Source organism: Flavobacterium sp. Flavsp81 (assembly GCF_059491325.1).
On sequence record NZ_CP168505.1, the window covers coordinates 4,427,876 to 4,446,426 of the forward strand.

An 18,551-nucleotide genomic window follows, 5' to 3' on the forward strand; every position below is an offset into this window, starting at 1 on the left:
GACTGTAGATTCAATCTGAATTCTAAAATCATCAATATAATAAAAAAAGACTGCGTAGTTCAACTGGATAGAATATCAGATTTCGACTCTGAGGGTTGCAGGTTCGAACCCTGTCGCGGTCACAAATTAATTATTGCTTCATCCAAAAACACCTGTATTTACAGGTGTTTTTCTTTTATACACTAACTAAATATCCCCACCATATCCCCACATTTGCACGAAAATATGTTAGCATATTCAGCCTGATTAATAGATTGACTGGCATTTAGGAATTTGATGCCAACAGATCATCTTAAGGAAGTTTTGACAACAATAGCCTGATATTACCTAAAACAAGTTTAGGCTCTTCAAGTTGGATAAAATGTCCTGATTTTATTGTTGTTATATGGGTAAAATCTTTTACTCCAGTCTTAAGTGATTCCTTAGAGTCGTACCATAGTTGCCTATCGGCTGAATCATGTTCAGCATCAATTTTCATACTCGTTATCGCGATAACCGGAACGTCAGGCAAATTAGGCAATCCTTCCATGTATTTAAAATCCTCAATTAATTGCAGGGTTTCTAATGCTATTCCCGAATTTGCCCCATAATCAGCTTTAAAAGCATTATAAAACGAATCTATCTGACTCTGAGTAAAATGGTTGTACTTTTCATGAGAAGCATCAACAAATACTAAGCCGGCAACTTTGTCAGGATTTTTTACAGCAAAATCCCTAATAATCAATCCTCCTAAGGAATGCCCTACAAGCAGTATTTTTCTGCCGTTTGCAAATTTATCTATAACTGTTTCAAGCTCACTTCTTAATTTATTGATATTTCTAGGTTCATTGCCAGATTCTGATTTTCCATAACCAGCTCTATCATATAATAAAACGTCAGAATTTAAAAAATTAGATATGGATAAGATCTCTGAGGATTTTCCGGTACTATACCAGGACGTATGATCATTCCCATGGCCAGATTCAAAAACAACCAAATATTTTGAATTTTTAGATACTGTGTATGCCATCAGTTTATGCGTTCCTAAGTCTACTTCAGTTCCAGGATATCCCGAAGTACGATTTTTATCATCATCTGAACAGGAGGTAAAGCAGAGAGCAGAAATAACGACCATAAAAAGACATAATAGTCTAATCATACTGGCTTTGTTTCGATTTAATTTTTTGGGTGTTTTTTTTAAGATCATTGGAATATGGTTTAAAATAAGATTCGATACAAATATTAGCATTATTTAACATCATAAAGTTCTGACTTATGAATCCGAACCTATTTAAAATGAACATTAAACTGCAAATTATTATTTGTAAAAAATCAAAATATTATAAAGCAATTTGTGCCAAAGTGAGATTTGCTTTTTTAAATTCAGATGGAGTTTGATTGGTCATTTTCTTAAAAGTAGTATTAAAGACTGTTTTAGAATTGAAGCCAACTTCGAAAGCAATCCCTATTAAACTTAAATGTTTCATGTTAGGATCCTGAATCATTTTTTTTGCTTCTTCGATGCGATATCTATTGATAAATTGATAAAAATTTTCATTACAACCTTTATTAATGATATAAGAAAGTGTATGAGATGAAATGCCTATTTGAGAAGCTAGCTTGAATAAGCTTAATTCAGGATCCAAAAAAGGCTTTTTATTTTCCATTATTTGAATTAAACTGGATTTTATTTCTTGTAAATATGCTTCAGAAATTAGTTTTTTCTGGTTTACTTCTAAATTTGAAGTTTCAATCATGATGACGTCAATTTCTTCCTTTTCTTGTTTATTAAGCTGAAAACATTCTTTTTGTTTTAAAGAAAAGTAAGCAATAAAAAAAATCCCGCCAAGATAAATCAGACTGGCAAAATGGTCAAAAAAAGCATTGGTTTTTGCTAATTTAAAGACATTATCAATTAACCAAAGGGCAGTTATGATCAAAACACAAACGACTACTTTCTGTAACCATTTTAAGTTGATTGCATCTGTATTGGAAGTATATATAAACAAATGCTTTTGGTGTGCAATAATTTTTCTATAAGCCGCAATGCAATATAAAATAACCTGAAGGCAAAAAATTAAGTTAAAAACAGTAATAATTATAGCGGCATTTTTTTTATCAGCAGTCGTAGGGGGTGGTACCTCAATCAGGAGTGAAAGCAAAAGTAAAAGCAACATTATAAAGACAAATGCAAAATGAAAATTATCTCTTACTCTCCATTTTCTATTTGGCTGAATAAAATAAATTACACTAAAATAAAAAACCGGAGCAACTATAAAATCCGTTATTCCCAGAAAATCATTTATGAGCATTCTCGTTTTCAAAAACTCAGTTTTTTCTAATAGATCATTAAACTGAATAATGAAAATGCATAAAATAAAAGAACCAAACCATCGATTAACTTTATTATTTACTTGATTAATATTAGCAAAGATTAAAAAAGCCAGTAATAAAGTTGTTCCCGCAACAAAGAAGCTGATTAGTTGATCCATTAAAAAAAAATAAGATATATCTTTCCAATAAGGCTCAAATTTTGTACCAAGGTGTTTCAACAAATGTTAAAGCCTGAAATTATTGATTTTTCAGGTTTTTTTGTGCTTAGTCTCGTTCTGAAAAAGTTAGCCCTACCTTAATTCTCTAATTCCCAAAAACTATCCGTCTTGGCATAGATTTTCCAAAATTATTATTCCGTTCATCTTATTTACCTCATTAATTCCCAGTAAACAGAACTTTGGTTTTTCTTTCATAGCAATTATTATTAACTTGTATCGTTCTGTTTTTAACTTCTATTCTACTGGATTTATTAGTATAAATTGGAATTTCATACCCAACTAATTTCAAGTTTGAAGGCACAGAAATTTCAATCATAAGAGATGACAAATAACTGATTCACATTGAATCAATCATTTGCCAGACACTTATGAGAAACTAACTAATCAAACAAATAAAACCACTTACCAAGGTGCGTTTTGAGTCATATTCGGGTTATTATTCAATTCACTTTGCGGAATTGGATAATACGAGAATTTAGGGATAAAAAGTTGGTAACCGCCTACCTGACTCGCTTTGATTACTGCTTCCAGGGTTCCCCATCTTCTTAAATCGAAGAAATGCAGTCCTTCACGGGCAAACTCAACATTTCTTTGATGCATAATCTCAGTCATCATTTGAGTTTCAGACCATCCCGCCATTGAAATATCTGCCAGCTTCGCTCTATCCCTAATTCTTTTAACCAATGGTATTGCCTCGTTTACTTTTCCTTGCCTCGTTTTTGCTTCGGCAAGCATTAAAAGAACATCTGCATAACGCATTGCGTATTCATTCAATTCAGATTTCCAATCTCCTTCATCATTATTCCACCAATTTTGATTTTTCCTGATCCATATTGCATTTGCTCCGAACTTTGATACAAAATCTGAATTATAAAAAATACAGCCAGGGTAATTCCATGCCAAAGTAGCAAGGGCTCTTGGGTCAAATTCACCACCAACGGTTTTCTCTTTTGTCATTGCATTTAGTAATACTGTTGTAGGCAATAATTCATTCCATCCGCCTACTTCTCCAGGTGCACATTCCTGAGCCATAGTTGTTGCTCTGGTTCTTTCAGCCGGTGTTCCTCCCCAAATAGTCGAACCTCCTACTTTGCTAAACTGAATTTCAAAAACCGATTCCTTACTATTTTCATGTTTACCATCAAATAATTCAGCGTAATTATCCAGAAGACCGTATCCATTTGAAGCTTCGTTATTTACTAACTTATTAAATTGCTCTTCGGCTTTTGCCCAATCTTTCATGTACAAATAGGTTTTGCCTAAAAAGGCGATTGCGGCATTTTTTGTCACTCTGCCTTTAAGAGCAGCGGGATAGTTTTCCGGCAAAGCACTATTGGCTGCAAATTGAAAGTCAGCTATAACTTGATTCCAAACTTCAGCTTCAGTAGATTTTGACTTAAAATAATCAGCTTGAGTTTCTACTAAATCTGTAACAATAGGCACACTTCCAAACTCATTTACCAAATTAAAATAATTCAGACCTCTTAAAAAGGTAGCCTCTGCTACTAATTGCTCTTTTTTGGTTTGATCAATATTTGTAATTTGTGGTGCATAGTTTATTACCTGATTGGCACGGAAAATCCCAATGTAGAGCGCTTTGAATATCTCTCCTGTGAGTTTTGTACCGGCATCATTTTTATAAAAGGAGACTGCATAACGATCCTGCACATCATTTCTTGCCACAAAATTTTCTGTTCTGTTCTCTTTAAGCTGCATGGCTTGTATTTCCCAATAACCTGCATTATTATTGTCTACAAGAGTATTGTAAACCGTTGCCAGTCCGGATTCAAGATCTTCGGGTGTTTTCCAAAAAGATGTTGTTGTCTGTTCGCTTGGGTTTTCTAATTCAAGGTTAGTATCACATGAACTTAATAATACAAGTCCTGACATTAGATAAAATATAATTGATTTCTTTTTCATTTTTTGTCTGTTTAAAAGTTAATTTGCATGCCAAAAAGTATAGTCTTGCTTAATGGATATGATTTATAATCAATCCCTCTTCCTCCCAATGCATCTGCAGACACATCGGGATTGTAACCTTTATATTTAGTAAAAGTGTAAAGGTTGTCTCCGGCAAAATAAATTCTGCATTTATCGACAGCTACTTGTTTTGTTATACTGTTTGGTATTGTATATCCAACCTGAATAGTTTTGATTCTGAGATAAGAACCATCTTCAAGAAAACGGTCAGAATAATCTGCGCTGTTATTATTTTTGTCATCAATATCTAATCTCGGGAAATTTGAATTAGGATTAAAAGTAAATGAATCTAATGTTGAACTGGCATAGTTAATATTCGCTCTTACGGTTTCAAGATCTGTATTATTTCCATTATAAATCTTGTTTCCCTGAGTACCCTGTAAAGCTACAGTACAATCAATCCCTCTCCAATCACCTTGAAACCTCAATCCATATTCAAACTTAGGGAAAGCACTTCCTTTGTATTGTCTGTCTTCTCCATTAATTTCTCCGTCGCCATTATAATCTATATATCTAATATCTCCAACTTGTGCGTTTGGCTGAATAAGCGTTCCGTTTTTGCTGTGTGCATCAATTTCAGCCTGAGATCTGAATAATCCATCTGTATCCACTAGAAAAAAGGAATAAATAGGATACCCAACTTTACTATATGTTACCGGCGCACCATGAAATGAACCACTGGATCCTTCTACTATTTGACTTCCTGTACTAAGTTCGTCAACGTTGTTTTTGATACTTGAAATATTTGCCGTTATGCTGAAATTAAAATCTTTTATTTTTTCATTGTATGTCAGACTCATTTCATATCCTTTATTTGTTACATTTCCAGCATTTGTATAAGGATTATTATTTGATCCTACAGACAATGGAATTGGAACTCTTAAAAGCAAATCTGAGGTTTGTTTTTTGAAATAGTCAAAAGTATATTCCAGTTTTCCATCCCATAAATCAAGATCTAAACCAACATCTGAAGTTGCAGTTGACTCCCATTTTAAACCAACTGCAGGAGAATTTGTTTGGATATTACCATTCCACAACGTGTTTGGTTCTCCAACTCCATAACTGATTCCTGAAGTAATCAATCCTAGATATTGATAATCTCCAATTTCCTGATTTCCTAATACACCATAACTGGCACGCAATTTCAAATCTGTTATCGGGGTCTTTAGATTCGTGAAAAATCTTTCTTTTCCTATGCCCCATGCTGCAGAAACAGAAGGAAAATTTCCCCATTTGTTTTTTGGGCTAAATCGAGATGAACCATCACGCCTAATAGTCGCTGACAAAGTATATTTGTTATCATAAGAGTATATTACACGCCCTAAATAGGAAACCAAATTATTTTCCCGATTAAATCCGCTTGTGGCTGGTTGTATTGCTCCGGAAAGCGTATGTATATTATCAGGTATTCCGCTTACGGAACTTGTCACAGATTTGAAGGTGTTATTATATATAGTGTATCCGGCCAAAGCATTCACATAGTTTTTACCAAAAGATTTTGTATAATTCAAGGTGTTTTCTACCTGAGTATAAAGATTAAACTCGTCTAAGTGAGACAAATCGTTGTCCAGATTTTTAAAAAATCCCCCTACCTCATATCGTGGTGTATAATTATCTCTTTTTAATTGTGATACAGTTGCCCCAAAATTTAATTTATATTTGAAACCGTCAAAAAAACCAGCTTCAACATACGTATTTAATAAGGCTTGATAAGTATCGCTTGTTACATCAAAAAGATTTAATGCAGCTATTGGATTAAAGATATCTGTTACAGGACCGGAAGCTCCGCCATATCCTCCTATAGCATTTTCATCATAAATAGCAAAACCGGGAATCATTGTGATGGCACTTCCCAAAACATTTCTTCCTTGTCCCGGAACACCTGGTAATTCTTTTCTTTTTTCTTTGGTTAATAAAATTGTTTCACCTATTTTAAATATCCCCTTTTTATAATCTGATTTCACTCTTATGTTGAAACGTTCGTAATTTGTTTCTTTGATTATTCCCTCCTGATTAAAGTAGTTCAGAGACATACTGTATTTTAAATTATCAGATCCTCCTAAAAATCCTAAAGAGTAATTTTGAGTGGGTGCTGTTGTAAAAATTTCATCTTGATAATTAACTCCGGCTCCGCCTACTTCAGGATTAAGGGCAATATACAATGGTGCTTTTCCAGCCGCAGTATATGCCGCATTACTTACTTTTGCCCATTCTTCCTGATTCAATAAACTTAATTTTTTGCTTACACCGGCAAACCCGCCAAATACATCCAAAGTAACCTTGATGTCTCCCTTTTTTCCATTCTTGGTTGTAATAATAATAACGCCATTTGCAGCTCTGGAGCCATAAATTGCAGCAGCAGCGGCATCTTTTAAAACTTCTATTGATTCAATATCACTTGGACTCAGGCTATTCATAGATGTAACCTGAATATCATCTACCAAAATCAAAGGAGTGTTATTGTTTAATGAACCCGCTCCTCTTATCTGAATTCTGGTCCCGGAACCTGGGCTGCCTCCTGCCGATTCTACAGAAACTCCTGCAACCTTACCCTGAATAGCACTCCCTAAGTTGGTATTGCTCTGAGCATCAAGCTGCTTTGCTTTTAAGCTGCTTATAGCACCGGTGGCACCGCTTTTTTTTACGCTGCCATATCCAATTATAACCACTTCATTTAATGCATTACTTTCTTCATTTAGTGATACATCAATAACATCTCTGCCATTTATTGCTTCCTCAATGATAGCATAACCAATGTATGTGAAAACTAATATTTCTTTTGAATTTGCTACATTTATTTTATAGCTTCCATCAAAATCTGTTATGGTTGTATTCGTACTTCCTTTGACAGTCACAGTAACGCCTGGAATCTTTTGATTGGTTTTACTGTCCCGAAGCGTTCCTGTAATAGTGATTTGAGCTTGCATACTAATGCATGAGATTAAAATAAAAATCGACAGTGCGAGTTTGGATTTAATGAAAAATTCTAAATTTTTCATTCGATTGACATTCTTTTTTTTCATAAATTCAGGGTTTTAAAAATTCGTTGTTTAATACTTTTTTATTATCAATTCTCCTTTTTAGGAAAGACAAAAGATTAGCAATCCTGTTTATAAAAGGAAGAGATTGATGGAGATCTAATCAATTCATTCGGAATTTTTATTGTTTTGCTTAAGGAAATTTATAATGGAATTCTGGAGCTTTTTTTAAATTTAGGACCTTATTAATGTTCACTATATTTTACTTTCTTTATGAAAAACTAATAAATTCAATATGTTACAAAACAAAATATCTGTTTTAGTGCACTTAATTAAATAGGATATATATTATTTTGCTGATTTTTTTATTAAATCTGTATAATTAAAAGTAAAACAATTATTCTTACAAAATCTACCAGTACCTACCAGTTTTTACTGATTTTGTTTAAAAAAAGATATTGTTTTTATGAAAATTGTAAATGATTCAAATAAATAAGGGTAAATCAAATGCAAAAAAAATTATCTCTTCCATTGAAAATTTTATAGGGTAGGACTATCAAAAAAGGATTAGAAATTATCCCTCTATTAACAAAAATATGGCTAAAGTTTTCATTATTCAACGGCACTGTTTTGTAAGCCATCAATTAATAGAAAAAATAGGAATAATCTACACTATTCGTGGAAAAGGAAAACTATGTAAAAAGTGTAGTTTTAAAATAAACAGTAAATATTTTTACTTTTTAAAGAACTAAATATTTTCAAGAAAAGCTCGGAAATTTCTTTTTAGAAAACATTGAGAAAGACGTTCAGGAAAATTTTCGTTTATTATTTTAACATTAAAGTTTATCTAAAACTAATAAAGGGTAGTAATGGCAACCATCGAAAAGAAATTATAATGTCTGCCAATTTAATTTAAGCTGTTTTAGTTATAAAAACCCTACCAGTAAATAAGTAATCATATTATACGAAACCAATTCCCTGTTAATATGTTATCCAACTATTAATCAAAGGTCTGCCGTATCTAAAAGATAAGTTTTGCTTTTAAGTTTTCTAAAATTTACCTAGTTGTTCCCTGATTGAATGCTTGCATATTTATGCTTTTTCAAATATTTAATAAAGATAAAATAGAAATTTCAGTCATGTCTCATTTTAGAGAACTATCTTTGAGCAATTAAATACATTAAAAATGCAAGAAGGTACAGTAAAATTTTTCAATGAAGAAAAAGGATTCGGATTCATAACTCCTAATGATGGAGGAAACGAAGTTTTTGTTCATGTTTCAGGTCTATCAGAAAACATTCGTGAAAACGATGAAGTACGTTATGACGTGGAAGAAGGCCGAAGAGGTCCAAATGCAGTAAACGTAGTCATAGCATAATCATACTATAACAGTTTCATAAAGGCACCTGCATTGCGCAGGTGCTTTTTTTATTTTATGATAAATGTTACAATAAAACAGTTCTTCTTTATTTTTTACTTTCTGAGAATTTGCTCAATAGTTTGAATTCAGGAAAAACCTCTGATTAATCAGCTGTTTTTTAACTCAAACGATCGTCTGCTTTGAATCTACTGAATTGTGCTATTCTGTAAATTAATTTTAAGTTACCAAGAAAATTCCATGAGTTAAAAACTCACCCTAAAACTCATATTAGGTGTCATACCAAGGGACTTATTGTTTACCTGAATAGTGTTGTTTGAATTATTAGGATCCACTTTGTAATAACGGTTGATGATATTATCTTTATTGGTTAGATTGATCACGCCCGCACGAAGGATTCCTTTTACTGCAGTTGAAAAATGAAACTGATAACTGAATGAAGTATCCAGACGTATAAAATCGTTGAGATTCTTACTGTTTGGAGAATCGTAATTTACCATAGTTCTATTACCATTTTTAACTGTTTCGTTTCCTTCAACAGGAGTAGTGTAAGGTTGTCCATTTCTCCACATTCCTCCAACTGAAAACTTGAAATTTTTAATAATATCATAATTAAACCCCAAAGAAGCGGAATGCCTTATATCTGCATTGTTAGGAAAAACAGAAGGGACGAAACTCTCAAACTCATAATTGTTAATACTGAATGTATAACTTAACCAGGTGCTGTATTTGCCTGCAGATTTATTGATCATAAATTCAACTCCTTTTGCAGTATAACTTCCATGTGCTTCCTTGTATTGAAAATTATTATAAAAGCCTTGATTTGAAGCCGTAATTCCATCTACTATTTTATAAAAACCCGTGAGCTCAATATTCAGTTTGTCTGTATTGAATTCAGCACCAAAAGAAGCCTGCTTGCTGGTCGCGATTGGGATGTTTTTATTATTTACCAGTACCCAGCGTCTTTTTTCCACTCCAAGGAAATCATCTTCAAAATCAATAATTTGAGTTGTGGTTTGGTTTTTAAATTCCCCTTCTATTTTTAGGGCAAGCTGATTGGTTAATTGCTGTCTGATGTTTATGCGGGGTTCTGCCAGTAATTTTTCAAACTTCTGGAAATAATTCAACCGCACACCAATTCTTAGATAGGTATTGTTTTTATGATATTCTGCTTCTGTAAACAGTCCATGATTGCGCAGTACATCTTTTTTAATGCTTGTGTAGAAAGGAGCGCTGACGGTAGTCTGATTGAGCATTCCTGTTTCGTTGAACTGATATCCTGCGAGAAGGTTTAAATATGGTGTGGCTTTGTAATTAGCATTTAATTTTGTCCCCGTTTCTATAACTTCATTTGCTTCTGTCTGCCGTTGGTCTGTTTCTACCCGGTAATCGACAGCATCGATATTGTATTTAGAAAAATAGGTAATAAAGTACGTGCTGAATTTAGAATTCCATTGTGCTTTCCAATTGCCGCCATACCCGATATTTTTTTGGGAAAGCATACTCGATTTAGTTTCAGCAGTATTGGAACCTGAATTGTACTCCGTATAATCCAAGGCATTATTTATACCTATGATGTTTGCCCTGAATTGGTGTTTCTCGTTGAGATCAAAAAGAATTTTAGCAGTATAATCATAAAAGTAAAAGTCAGAATTGATATTGTTTTGATGGCTGTCTGCGTTAATTTCGCTATCCTGAAAACTTCTTTTATAGTAGTTGGTAAATGTAGGTGTATTGAAAAGATCGGTTATGGAACGTCTTCCTGAAATATCAATTTGTATATTTTTAGCTATTGGAACAGACAAAAAAGCATCTGAATTAATTAAGTTTATACCTGCGCCACCCGAAAAAGTATTATTTATTTTATCATTAGTAAACATATTAATAGTGCTGGAAACGCCTTCGCTATACTCTGCACTCGTTCCATTTTTGGTAACGATTACCTTGTTGGTTATATTGGGATTATAAGCGGATATCAGTCCGAAGAAATGACCCGAATGATACATTTTTATGTTGTCCCAGATCATCAGGTTTTGGTCATTTGTACCGCCGCGGACATTGATGTTGGCGATGCTTTCATTTGTACTCTCCACTCCGGGTAAGGTTTGGACAGATTGCAGAACATCAGGCTCGATTAATCCGGGTAAGATTCCGAATTTCTTGGTGTTTAAAACAGTACTTCCGTCCAGGTATTTTTGCAAACCGGGAGTTAAGTATACCTTGATTAATATCTGATTAAGCTCTTCGTTGCTTGTTTTTAGCAGTATCTCTTTGCAGTTGTTTTGTGCAGCAAATAACTCATTAGCGATAAATTGTTTTGGTTCATAGCCCAAATAAGAAATATAAATTATGCTATTGACGGGTACATCAGCGATACTGAAAATTCCTTTTTTATTGGTAACCACTTTACGCTGATCAACAGTTACATTAGCTCCGTCTAAAGGGATTTTGCTATCATCAGAACACACAAAACCACAAACAGGAATAGTTTTATCAAGAACAGAAACGGTTACATAGCGGTCATTTAAAGCTTTAAAGTTTAAAAGAACTTTGGAGTTCAGGTAATCAATAGTTTCTTTTAATGTAAATGTTGTTGCCGGTTTTTCGATTTCAATAGTAGAAACATCTTCGACTGCATACGAGAACTTTACATCAAACTGTTGCTCGATTGCGGTTATAATTTGGGTTAGAGGAATTTTATTATTTGCTTTTTGGCCATAACTTAGACTTCCTATTCCTAACAGTAAATAAAGGATCCATTTATTGTACCCCATAGTTGTAAAATATAACCGTTTTACCTTCTATTCTGTAACTAAGTTTAAGAGGAATAGTAATTGCTTCCAATGCTATATTTTTATTGGTATGGGTGAAACTTCCCGTAAATAATTTGGAAGTGTCAATACCTTCGGTTTTAATTTTCAGGTCATACTGGCGTTCAAATTCTGCTATAACCTGATCTAGAGGAATGCGGTCAAAACTTGATTCCTGCTGCAGCCAGGAAGGGTTTGGAACATTAGAATCAGGAACAGCTTCAATTTGATTATTGATAAGCCTAAATGTTTTTCCCGGCGGTAATTTTATTGTTTTCTGATTATGTGTTACGCTTACCAAACCTTCAAAACAACTTACTTCAAAATAGTTTTTGCGTTGTTTTACATTAAAATGAGTTCCTAATACCTTAACTACGCCGTCGGTTGTTTTTACACTAAAAATTTTTCCTTTCTTTACCTGAAAATAAGCTTCTCCTTCTAATGTCAAATCTCTTTGGTCTGCCCATTTCCTTTCATTAAAAGTTATTTTTGAAGAGGCATTCAACAAAACCTCTGATTCATCAGGAAGGTGAAATGTTTTGGTTTGGGCAATCTGAGTTTCAAAAGTGGTTGCTGTGTTATAAAATAAGAAGTAGGCGCTGGTTAATAACACGATTAATATTGCTGCAACCTTATAAAAACTTTTAAAGTTTAAGGTTCTCACCTTTGGTTCTTTTTTAGATTTATTTCTGGCTTTAAATTGGGCTAATGCAGCTTGCGCATCTACTTTTGGAGTTTCCAAATGTGAAGCGTAATGAGCGATTTTCTCGAATGTATCTATCCCTTCGGATTTTTTTAAATCCTCAATTTCCTGACCTGTGAGCTCGCCATTTAACCATTTTAATATTTCTTTTTCGTTTTTCATTGTGAACTTCTATAGTAGTAAGACAACTCAGTTTTAAATTTCCCTACTAGGAATCAATTATTTATATATTTTCAATCTGTGCTTTTAAAATTTTTAAAGCACCGGACATTCTTTTTTCTACCGCTTTTTGGGAAATAGCAAGTAAATCGGCAATTTCCCTGTATTTTTTTCCCTCAATTCGATTCATCAAAAATACTTCACGCTGTGCATCGGTTAAAGAAGCAATGGCATTTTGAAGTTTTTCTTTGAACTCTTCTTCTTCTAATAAATATTCAGGATTTTGATTGGTAATGTCAAGGTTAGGTGTTTCTTTGGCGTAAGACAGCACAACTTTATGGTGCTTTATCGTATTCAGAAATAAATTATTTACTGTTGTAAGTAAATAGGTTTTGACTTTACTGAAATCAATTTTAGAACAATTCTCCCATATTTTTGTAAAAGCATCCTGAACCAGATCTAAAGCAGCATCACTATCGCCACATTTATAATACGCAAAGTTTGTAGCCGATTGCACATTCTTGAGATAGAATTGATTAAAGTGACTTTCTTCACAAAGTTTATTTTTATCGTCGTCCATTAGGATTCATTCATTTTTAGTAGATTGTAAATGTAAAATATTTTTTAATAAGGGTGTTGGCTTTAGATTTAAAAAAATAGTATTTGTACTTTGGAATGGAAAAGATAAATTTGAGGATGATTATTTGAAATAAAACAAATAGATAAAAGTATAAATTTGAGTAAAACGTCTTTGTACTATTGTCATCCTGAGCGGAGTCGAAGGCTTTTTTACTTCGAAAGGGCTTCGACTAAGTTTATCCTGAGCGAAGCCGAATGGACTCAGCCTGACAACTATTAAGGGTAAATAAATATTTTTTTTATATCAAGGGTGGGGTAAAAATAATGTTGGTTGTCTTACTGATAGAAAGGCGCACAAAAGTCGTCTGGAGAGATAATTAAAAAACATTAAAATTAAAATTATGAAAAAGTTAAGAACTATAACAGGAATCGTATTGATGTCAATAATTGGATTTACATCATGCCAAAGTGAAGTTGATAATGTAGAAGGTCAAAACCCGAATACAAATAATGCTAATTCAACTACAGCAAATAATCTTAAGCGTACCTCTATGTACGACGGTTCATTTGATGATTTTTTAGATGGGAATTCTTGTTCTTCTGTTTTGTTTCCTGCTGCTGCTACTGTAAATGGTACTCAGGTTTCTCTTTTAAGCCAATTAGATTACCAACAGGTTATTTCTATCCTTGCGCAATTTAATGACGATCAGGACACTGTTGTTTTTCAATTTCCTTTAAAAGTTAAATTAAGCAATTATACTGAAGTAACAGTTGCCAATCAAACAGAATATAATGCCATCATTAACGCATGTGGTACAGCTCAATCTTCCGGACAAAATGCAATTTCATCTTTGAATATAACCTTCCCGATTACTATTTTAACTTATGACGTAAGTTTACAACAAACAGGAAGTGTTGTCATAACATCTGAACAACAATTATATACGTATATTTCTAATTTAAGCAGTACAGAATTGTTTTCAGTAAAATACCCAATATCTGTAACACTTATTGATGAATCAAAAATAACTGTTTCAAGTGATACTGAACTGCAGGCAGCGATTACCGCATCTCTTAAAACAAAAGCAACAATGGAAGCAGCAGCTGAAAATGTAAATAAATTAAATACTATATTGGTTAATGGTATGTTTAAAATAAATTCCTTGGTAAATGCGGGAGTTGAGACAGCCAGTAATTATAAGGATTACACAATAGATTTTGCTAACAATCTAAGTGTTAAAGCAGTGAGCGCCTTAAATACAACTGTAAACGGAACATATGATGTAAGTTCACAGCTGGATGTAATTGTAGAATTAAAATTTACAGGCAGTACAACATTTAACTTGCTAAACAATAATTGGAAAGTAACAAGTTTTACCGCAAGCACAATTACATTGCAAAGCACAACAAATGCAGCGTTGACTTTAGTATTAAAACAAATATAAAATTGTTGAGTGTTCAGTAAGTTTTAAGCAAAAGTTATCCCTTTTAGGTGCTTTTGCTTAAAATTTAGGCGAAGAATTAAAAAGAAAAAAAATGAAAAAAATAATTCCGGCTTTGGGTTTGATCCTTGTCTTAATTTTATCATGTTCCAGGCAGGATGATGATATTGTTGTAAATGGGAATTTAGTTTCTAATAATCGAAAGGCAACAGGAAGCTCTTCTTATGATTTATTGTCAGATGATACATTTAAAAGCATGGTTGTTGAGGTGGTTTATGTAGACGGATATGAACCCTCGACAGCTGCGATAAATAATTTTGTCTCCTTTGTTAACGAGAGAGTTAATAAGTCAAAAGGAATTACTGTAGTTAAAAGAGCTATTGCCTCACCGGGGAAAGCAACTTTTACCAATCAGGAAATTATAGCTATTGAGGATGCCGACAGGACAAAATACAACACCTCAGACCAAATAGCTGTTTGGGCCTTTTTTGTGGATGGGGAATCTGCCGAAAATACCAGTTCTGCTAAAGTTTTGGGTACCGCTTACAGAAATACTTCTTTTGTAATTTATGAAAAAACTATTCAGGGATTGAGCAGCAGTCCATTGCAGCCTGGCAGAAGCTTATTGGAGACTACAGTTATAACACATGAGTTCGGACATATTCTTGGCCTGACTAATCTCGGAACTAAATTACAAAGTGATCACGAAGATTCGGAACATTCAAAACATTGCAATGTAGAAAACTGCCTGATGTATTGGTCAGCAGAATCAGGAAGCGGAATAGCCAATATGGTTTCAGGAGGAACAGCACCAAAGCTGGACGCACAATGTATGGCTGATCTTAAAGCAAATGGAGGAAAATAAAAAGTATAATTAAGATATTAAATAAATAACAGTAATGAAAAAAGAAATCTATACCGCAATAATTTTATTTTTTGGTGCCTTGTCGGTGATGAAAGCCCAGGACAGTGTAGTACATAAATCTAACGCAGGGATAAAAGGAGGTTATAGTTTGGCTGCGGTTAATTATGACGGAAGCGGGGAAACAGGACAGCGACATGGCTTTCATGTTGGCGTTTATGGAGAGTCTTTTGTCAGTGAAGGCTTCTCTATCCAACCGGAATTAATGTATTCACAACAAGGATATGAGATTAAAAACAGTAGCGGAACCTTCACCCAAAAATTAGATTATATCATTTTACCAATAATGTTAAAAGCATATCCTGCTAAAAATTTCTTTTTAGAAGCGGGACCGCAAATAGGATTGGCGATTTCCCATAAAGAAGAATATGAGGGAGGACTGGTTAGCAGTACACAAGAATACGATCCAAACAATTTTGATTGGGGAATGAACTTTGGAGGAGGTTTTAAAACTAATTCAGGAATTAGTTTTGGTGTTCGCTATCATTTAGGTTTAGGCGATTTGTATGATGATAATAATAAGGCTCAAAACAGAGTTTGGCAATTTTCACTAGGAATTGATCTCTAGTTATTATGAATCCATTTCGATTGTATTTCTTATAAATATCACAACTAAATTGAGACAAAGATATTTTTTGTCTCAATTTTTTTAGGAGCTAATTCCAGCCATCCACTTTATCTTTTGTAGCGAACGCCTCCACAAAAGGATGCCGCTCCTGTCTGGGCTAGGCTTCGGTATTCAAAAGAAAAATAATTTAAAGATTGGTTTATTCCTCAAAAACTTTTTCAGTATCAACAGGATTATTTTCCTGATACAGTTTCTGACCAATTACGCCTTTGTCTCCTAAGGCACGTCCTTTAATTAACCAGGCGGTTCCGAAAGCAAAAAGCGAAAGTGCTTCAAAAACCAAAGTCGAATAAGGAAACAGTTTTAATTGTCCGGCAACAGGTACCATAATGACAAACACGATTATTGCATAACCACAGAATCTGTAAATATTATTTTCGTTCAGTATGCTTTTTGGGGCTCTGGTTTCGTTTTCCTGACTAATCGTAAAAACATTGATTGCCAATAAAGCAAGTATTAAAAATAAAGAAGCAGCCGATCCATAATGAAGCCAGCCCAGCCACTTTTCGGTATACGGAATCAGTGTATAAATTTTGTCCGAAGCTTTATCAGGGTTCGTAGGAATCAGCGCGACTCCTAATGCCATGATTCCGGCAATATTGGTCAGCAGATTATCGTTTTTCCAGAAAGAAGCATTTCCATGACCCTTATATCGGATTAAAAATAAACCCACGGCACATATCGTTCCAGTAAAGACTTCCCTCAGATTGGTATAATAATAATGACTTATAGAAGGCTGAATCGGTGTCCGAAAAAAGGTAATCAAAGACAAGCCTACCAGAAATATAGGTAAACTTATACCCAAATATCCAATAGCCCGCCGAATCCTTCTATAGGTGTAAATATCATAGCTTTCAATTTTAACCTCCAGGTCATTTATTTTCATAGGTATTTCAAGGATGTAATAATAAATGAATTGTTTGTATTGAAGCCGGAATTATTTTCTTGAAAATAAATTTTCTACAACCCAGGCCGGACCAATCATTAAAAACTGAAGATCTTTTAAAAACGAAGGTTTTTTGCCTTCAATATTATGTCCGTAGAACTGCCCGATCCATGCGATAACAAAAACACCAATGGAGAAAATCCATAACGGAAAAACCTGTCCGATATAATAATTAATGACTAAACAAATCGCAGAAAAAATCGCTATTTTAAACGCCATGGAAACTGATAACCGAATGTAAAAAACAAGTACAAACAGCAATACAACAACAGCCCAGTTTTCGATTATGGGAAAATTCAATTTTAAGGTATCGGAGATAATACCACTCGGAATACTCATCAGCAAACCGACAATAGAAAAATAAATAGCCGGAACACAGACATAATGTATAGCTTTATTTTTTGGGTTCTGATGGCTTACTGCATATTCTTCAAACCATTGTTCTAATGTTCTCATTTTTTACGATTTAGGTGTCTAACAAAGCTATTAAATATTTTGGATTTTTTTGCAATTGTCAACAGCGATTCTAAATTTTGAAATTGTGAATATCTATTTTCCCGGATTGCCCATTTTATTTTCTTTAAAATCTATCTTTGGCATCCTTAAAAAAATATAGAAATGAGCGCAATTTGGTACGAATGCAAAGTAAAATATAGAAAAACAGATGATATTGGGTCACAAAAAGTTACAACAGAACCTTATTTGGTAGATGCTATATCGTATACAGAAGCAGAAAGCAGGATTAATGAAGAAATGGCTGCTTATGTAAGTGAAGAATTTAAAATTACAAATATCAAAGTGGCAAATTATGCCGAAATACATCCTTTTGAAAATGCTGATCGCTGGTTCAAATCAAAAGTCTCTTTAATAGCTTTTGACGAAGAAAGCGGTAAAGAGCGTAAAACAAATATGTACCTGTTAGTGCAGGCCAATGATGTAAAAGAGGCGTATGACAACACAATTACAGTAATGAAAAACACTATGGGAGACTATACAATCCCTGCTATTTCAGAATCTCCAATAATGGATGTTTTTCCTTATTTCAGTGGAGAAGAAGGAGATTTGGAACAATTGGAAAGATTCAATGTACTTAAAGCTTCAAAACCGGAAGTAGTGGCAGCAGGAGAAACCGTAGAAGATTTTATAGAAGTTGAAAACGAATAGTCTGCTGACGATTTAATATAATTTTAGGAAGAGAGCTTTAGTGGCTCTCTTTTTTTTACCTGAATTCATTCAGTAAAAAGAAAACAAGAATAACACTAAACAGTATTAAAATCCACACGTAAAGAAGTGTTTTTTTTGTCATGATCTGAATAATTTTAATAGGCAAAAATAAATTATAAATGTAATCGGATTATAAAAAACACTATGGTTTTATCAGATCAATATTACGAATTAAATCGACAAACGGCACGTAAATCGGTCAAAATACCTATTTTTTCTATTATGGCAGGATTTTACTGTAAAAATTAAATAAACTCAATATTTTGAATAT

Annotated in this window: 14 protein-coding genes and 1 tRNA gene; 6 read left to right on the top strand and 9 right to left on the bottom strand. The window is 33.4% G+C overall.

All coding sequences use genetic code 11. The features are described 5' to 3' along the window. The first annotated feature begins 48 nt into the window (after positions 1-48). Positions 49-122: transfer RNA gene (locus ACEN92_RS18690), tRNA-Arg, on the top strand. A 170-nt stretch (positions 123-292) separates the two neighbouring features. Here ACEN92_RS18690 and ACEN92_RS18695 read toward each other — a convergent pair. The 4 genes from ACEN92_RS18695 to ACEN92_RS18710 all read right to left on the bottom strand — a co-directional run bounded on the left by ACEN92_RS18695 (position 293) and on the right by ACEN92_RS18710 (position 7,438). Then, the gene (locus tag ACEN92_RS18695; RefSeq protein ID WP_495639839.1) at positions 293-1,138 is read right to left on the bottom strand and encodes an alpha/beta fold hydrolase; all 846 of its coding nucleotides are present in this window, start codon (positions 1,136-1,138) and stop codon (positions 293-295) included. Positions 1,139-1,319: 181 nt separating this feature from the next. Continuing rightward, on the bottom strand, positions 1,320-2,471 hold the full coding sequence (locus ACEN92_RS18700) for a helix-turn-helix domain-containing protein (protein ID WP_495639840.1): 1,152 nt from the start codon (positions 2,469-2,471) through the stop codon (positions 1,320-1,322). Between the two features lie 462 nt (positions 2,472-2,933). Continuing rightward, positions 2,934-4,451, bottom strand: a complete 1,518-nt coding sequence (locus tag ACEN92_RS18705) for a RagB/SusD family nutrient uptake outer membrane protein (RefSeq protein ID WP_495639841.1) — start codon at positions 4,449-4,451, stop codon at positions 2,934-2,936. A gap of 11 nt (positions 4,452-4,462) precedes the next feature. Continuing rightward, a complete protein-coding gene (locus tag ACEN92_RS18710; RefSeq protein ID WP_495639842.1) occupies positions 4,463-7,438 on the bottom strand; it encodes a SusC/RagA family TonB-linked outer membrane protein in 2,976 nt (991 codons plus the stop codon). A 1,237-nt stretch (positions 7,439-8,675) separates the two neighbouring features. Here ACEN92_RS18710 and ACEN92_RS18715 point away from each other — a divergent pair. Next, positions 8,676-8,867 (top strand): cold-shock protein, encoded by a 192-nt coding sequence (locus ACEN92_RS18715; RefSeq protein ID WP_495639843.1) that lies wholly within the window; start codon positions 8,676-8,678, stop codon positions 8,865-8,867. A 245-nt stretch (positions 8,868-9,112) separates the two neighbouring features. Here ACEN92_RS18715 and ACEN92_RS18720 read toward each other — a convergent pair whose 3' ends face one another. The 3 genes from ACEN92_RS18720 to ACEN92_RS18730 all read right to left on the bottom strand — a co-directional run bounded on the left by ACEN92_RS18720 (position 9,113) and on the right by ACEN92_RS18730 (position 13,119). After that, the gene (locus ACEN92_RS18720) at positions 9,113-11,641 is read right to left on the bottom strand and encodes a TonB-dependent receptor (protein ID WP_495639844.1); all 2,529 of its coding nucleotides are present in this window, start codon (positions 11,639-11,641) and stop codon (positions 9,113-9,115) included. Then, positions 11,628-12,542: a FecR family protein gene (locus ACEN92_RS18725; RefSeq protein ID WP_495639845.1), complete on the bottom strand. Its 915-nt coding sequence runs from the start codon at positions 12,540-12,542 to the stop codon at positions 11,628-11,630. The genes ACEN92_RS18720 and ACEN92_RS18725 overlap by 14 nt, the downstream gene beginning before the upstream one ends. A gap of 61 nt (positions 12,543-12,603) precedes the next feature. Continuing rightward, the gene (locus tag ACEN92_RS18730) at positions 12,604-13,119 is read right to left on the bottom strand and encodes an RNA polymerase sigma factor (protein ID WP_495639846.1); all 516 of its coding nucleotides are present in this window, start codon (positions 13,117-13,119) and stop codon (positions 12,604-12,606) included. Between the two features lie 400 nt (positions 13,120-13,519). Here ACEN92_RS18730 and ACEN92_RS18735 point away from each other — a divergent pair, with 400 nt between their 5' ends. The 3 genes from ACEN92_RS18735 (at position 13,520) to ACEN92_RS18745 (ending at position 16,050) form a co-directional block, all read left to right on the top strand. After that, positions 13,520-14,563, top strand: a complete 1,044-nt coding sequence (locus ACEN92_RS18735; protein WP_495639847.1) for a hypothetical protein — start codon at positions 13,520-13,522, stop codon at positions 14,561-14,563. Between the two features lie 91 nt (positions 14,564-14,654). Next, the gene (locus ACEN92_RS18740; RefSeq protein ID WP_495639848.1) at positions 14,655-15,425 is read left to right on the top strand and encodes a membrane metalloprotease; all 771 of its coding nucleotides are present in this window, start codon (positions 14,655-14,657) and stop codon (positions 15,423-15,425) included. 34 nt (positions 15,426-15,459) lie between these two features. Next, entirely contained in the window at positions 15,460-16,050 is a 591-nt protein-coding gene (locus ACEN92_RS18745) for a porin family protein (RefSeq protein ID WP_495639849.1), read from the top strand. A gap of 199 nt (positions 16,051-16,249) precedes the next feature. Here the strand turns inward: ACEN92_RS18745 and ACEN92_RS18750 are convergent, their stop codons facing one another. After that, positions 16,250-16,996 carry a hypothetical protein gene (locus tag ACEN92_RS18750; protein WP_495639850.1) on the bottom strand — a complete coding sequence of 249 codons (747 nt, stop codon included), beginning with the start codon at positions 16,994-16,996 and terminating at the stop codon, positions 16,250-16,252. A gap of 51 nt (positions 16,997-17,047) precedes the next feature. Next, positions 17,048-17,512, bottom strand: coding sequence for an Mpo1 family 2-hydroxy fatty acid dioxygenase (locus tag ACEN92_RS18755; protein ID WP_495639851.1), 465 nt, complete (start codon positions 17,510-17,512; stop codon positions 17,048-17,050). Between the two features lie 162 nt (positions 17,513-17,674). Between ACEN92_RS18755 and ACEN92_RS18760 the strand changes: the two genes are divergently transcribed. Then, positions 17,675-18,220: a DUF4494 domain-containing protein gene (locus ACEN92_RS18760; protein WP_495639852.1), complete on the top strand. Its 546-nt coding sequence runs from the start codon at positions 17,675-17,677 to the stop codon at positions 18,218-18,220. The last annotated feature ends 331 nt before the right edge of the window (positions 18,221-18,551 follow it).

Bases quoted from the DNA above. Each gene is read 5' to 3' on its own strand.
- ACEN92_RS18695 (WP_495639839.1), bottom strand. From the start codon at position 1,138: ATGATTAGACTATTATGTCTTTTTATGGTCGTTATTTCTGCTCTCTGC.
- ACEN92_RS18700 (WP_495639840.1), bottom strand. From the start codon at position 2,471: ATGGATCAACTAATCAGCTTCTTTGTTGCGGGAACAACTTTATTACTG.
- ACEN92_RS18705 (WP_495639841.1), bottom strand. From the start codon at position 4,451: ATGAAAAAGAAATCAATTATATTTTATCTAATGTCAGGACTTGTATTA.
- ACEN92_RS18710 (WP_495639842.1), bottom strand. From the start codon at position 7,438: ATGCAAGCTCAAATCACTATTACAGGAACGCTTCGGGACAGTAAAACC.
- ACEN92_RS18715 (WP_495639843.1), top strand. From the start codon at position 8,676: ATGCAAGAAGGTACAGTAAAATTTTTCAATGAAGAAAAAGGATTCGGA.
- ACEN92_RS18720 (WP_495639844.1), bottom strand. From the start codon at position 11,641: ATGGGGTACAATAAATGGATCCTTTATTTACTGTTAGGAATAGGAAGT.
- ACEN92_RS18725 (WP_495639845.1), bottom strand. From the start codon at position 12,542: ATGAAAAACGAAAAAGAAATATTAAAATGGTTAAATGGCGAGCTCACA.
- ACEN92_RS18730 (WP_495639846.1), bottom strand. From the start codon at position 13,119: ATGGACGACGATAAAAATAAACTTTGTGAAGAAAGTCACTTTAATCAA.
- ACEN92_RS18735 (WP_495639847.1), top strand. From the start codon at position 13,520: ATGAAAAAGTTAAGAACTATAACAGGAATCGTATTGATGTCAATAATT.
- ACEN92_RS18740 (WP_495639848.1), top strand. From the start codon at position 14,655: ATGAAAAAAATAATTCCGGCTTTGGGTTTGATCCTTGTCTTAATTTTA.
- ACEN92_RS18745 (WP_495639849.1), top strand. From the start codon at position 15,460: ATGAAAAAAGAAATCTATACCGCAATAATTTTATTTTTTGGTGCCTTG.
- ACEN92_RS18750 (WP_495639850.1), bottom strand. From the start codon at position 16,996: ATGAAAATAAATGACCTGGAGGTTAAAATTGAAAGCTATGATATTTAC.
- ACEN92_RS18755 (WP_495639851.1), bottom strand. From the start codon at position 17,512: ATGAGAACATTAGAACAATGGTTTGAAGAATATGCAGTAAGCCATCAG.
- ACEN92_RS18760 (WP_495639852.1), top strand. From the start codon at position 17,675: ATGAGCGCAATTTGGTACGAATGCAAAGTAAAATATAGAAAAACAGAT.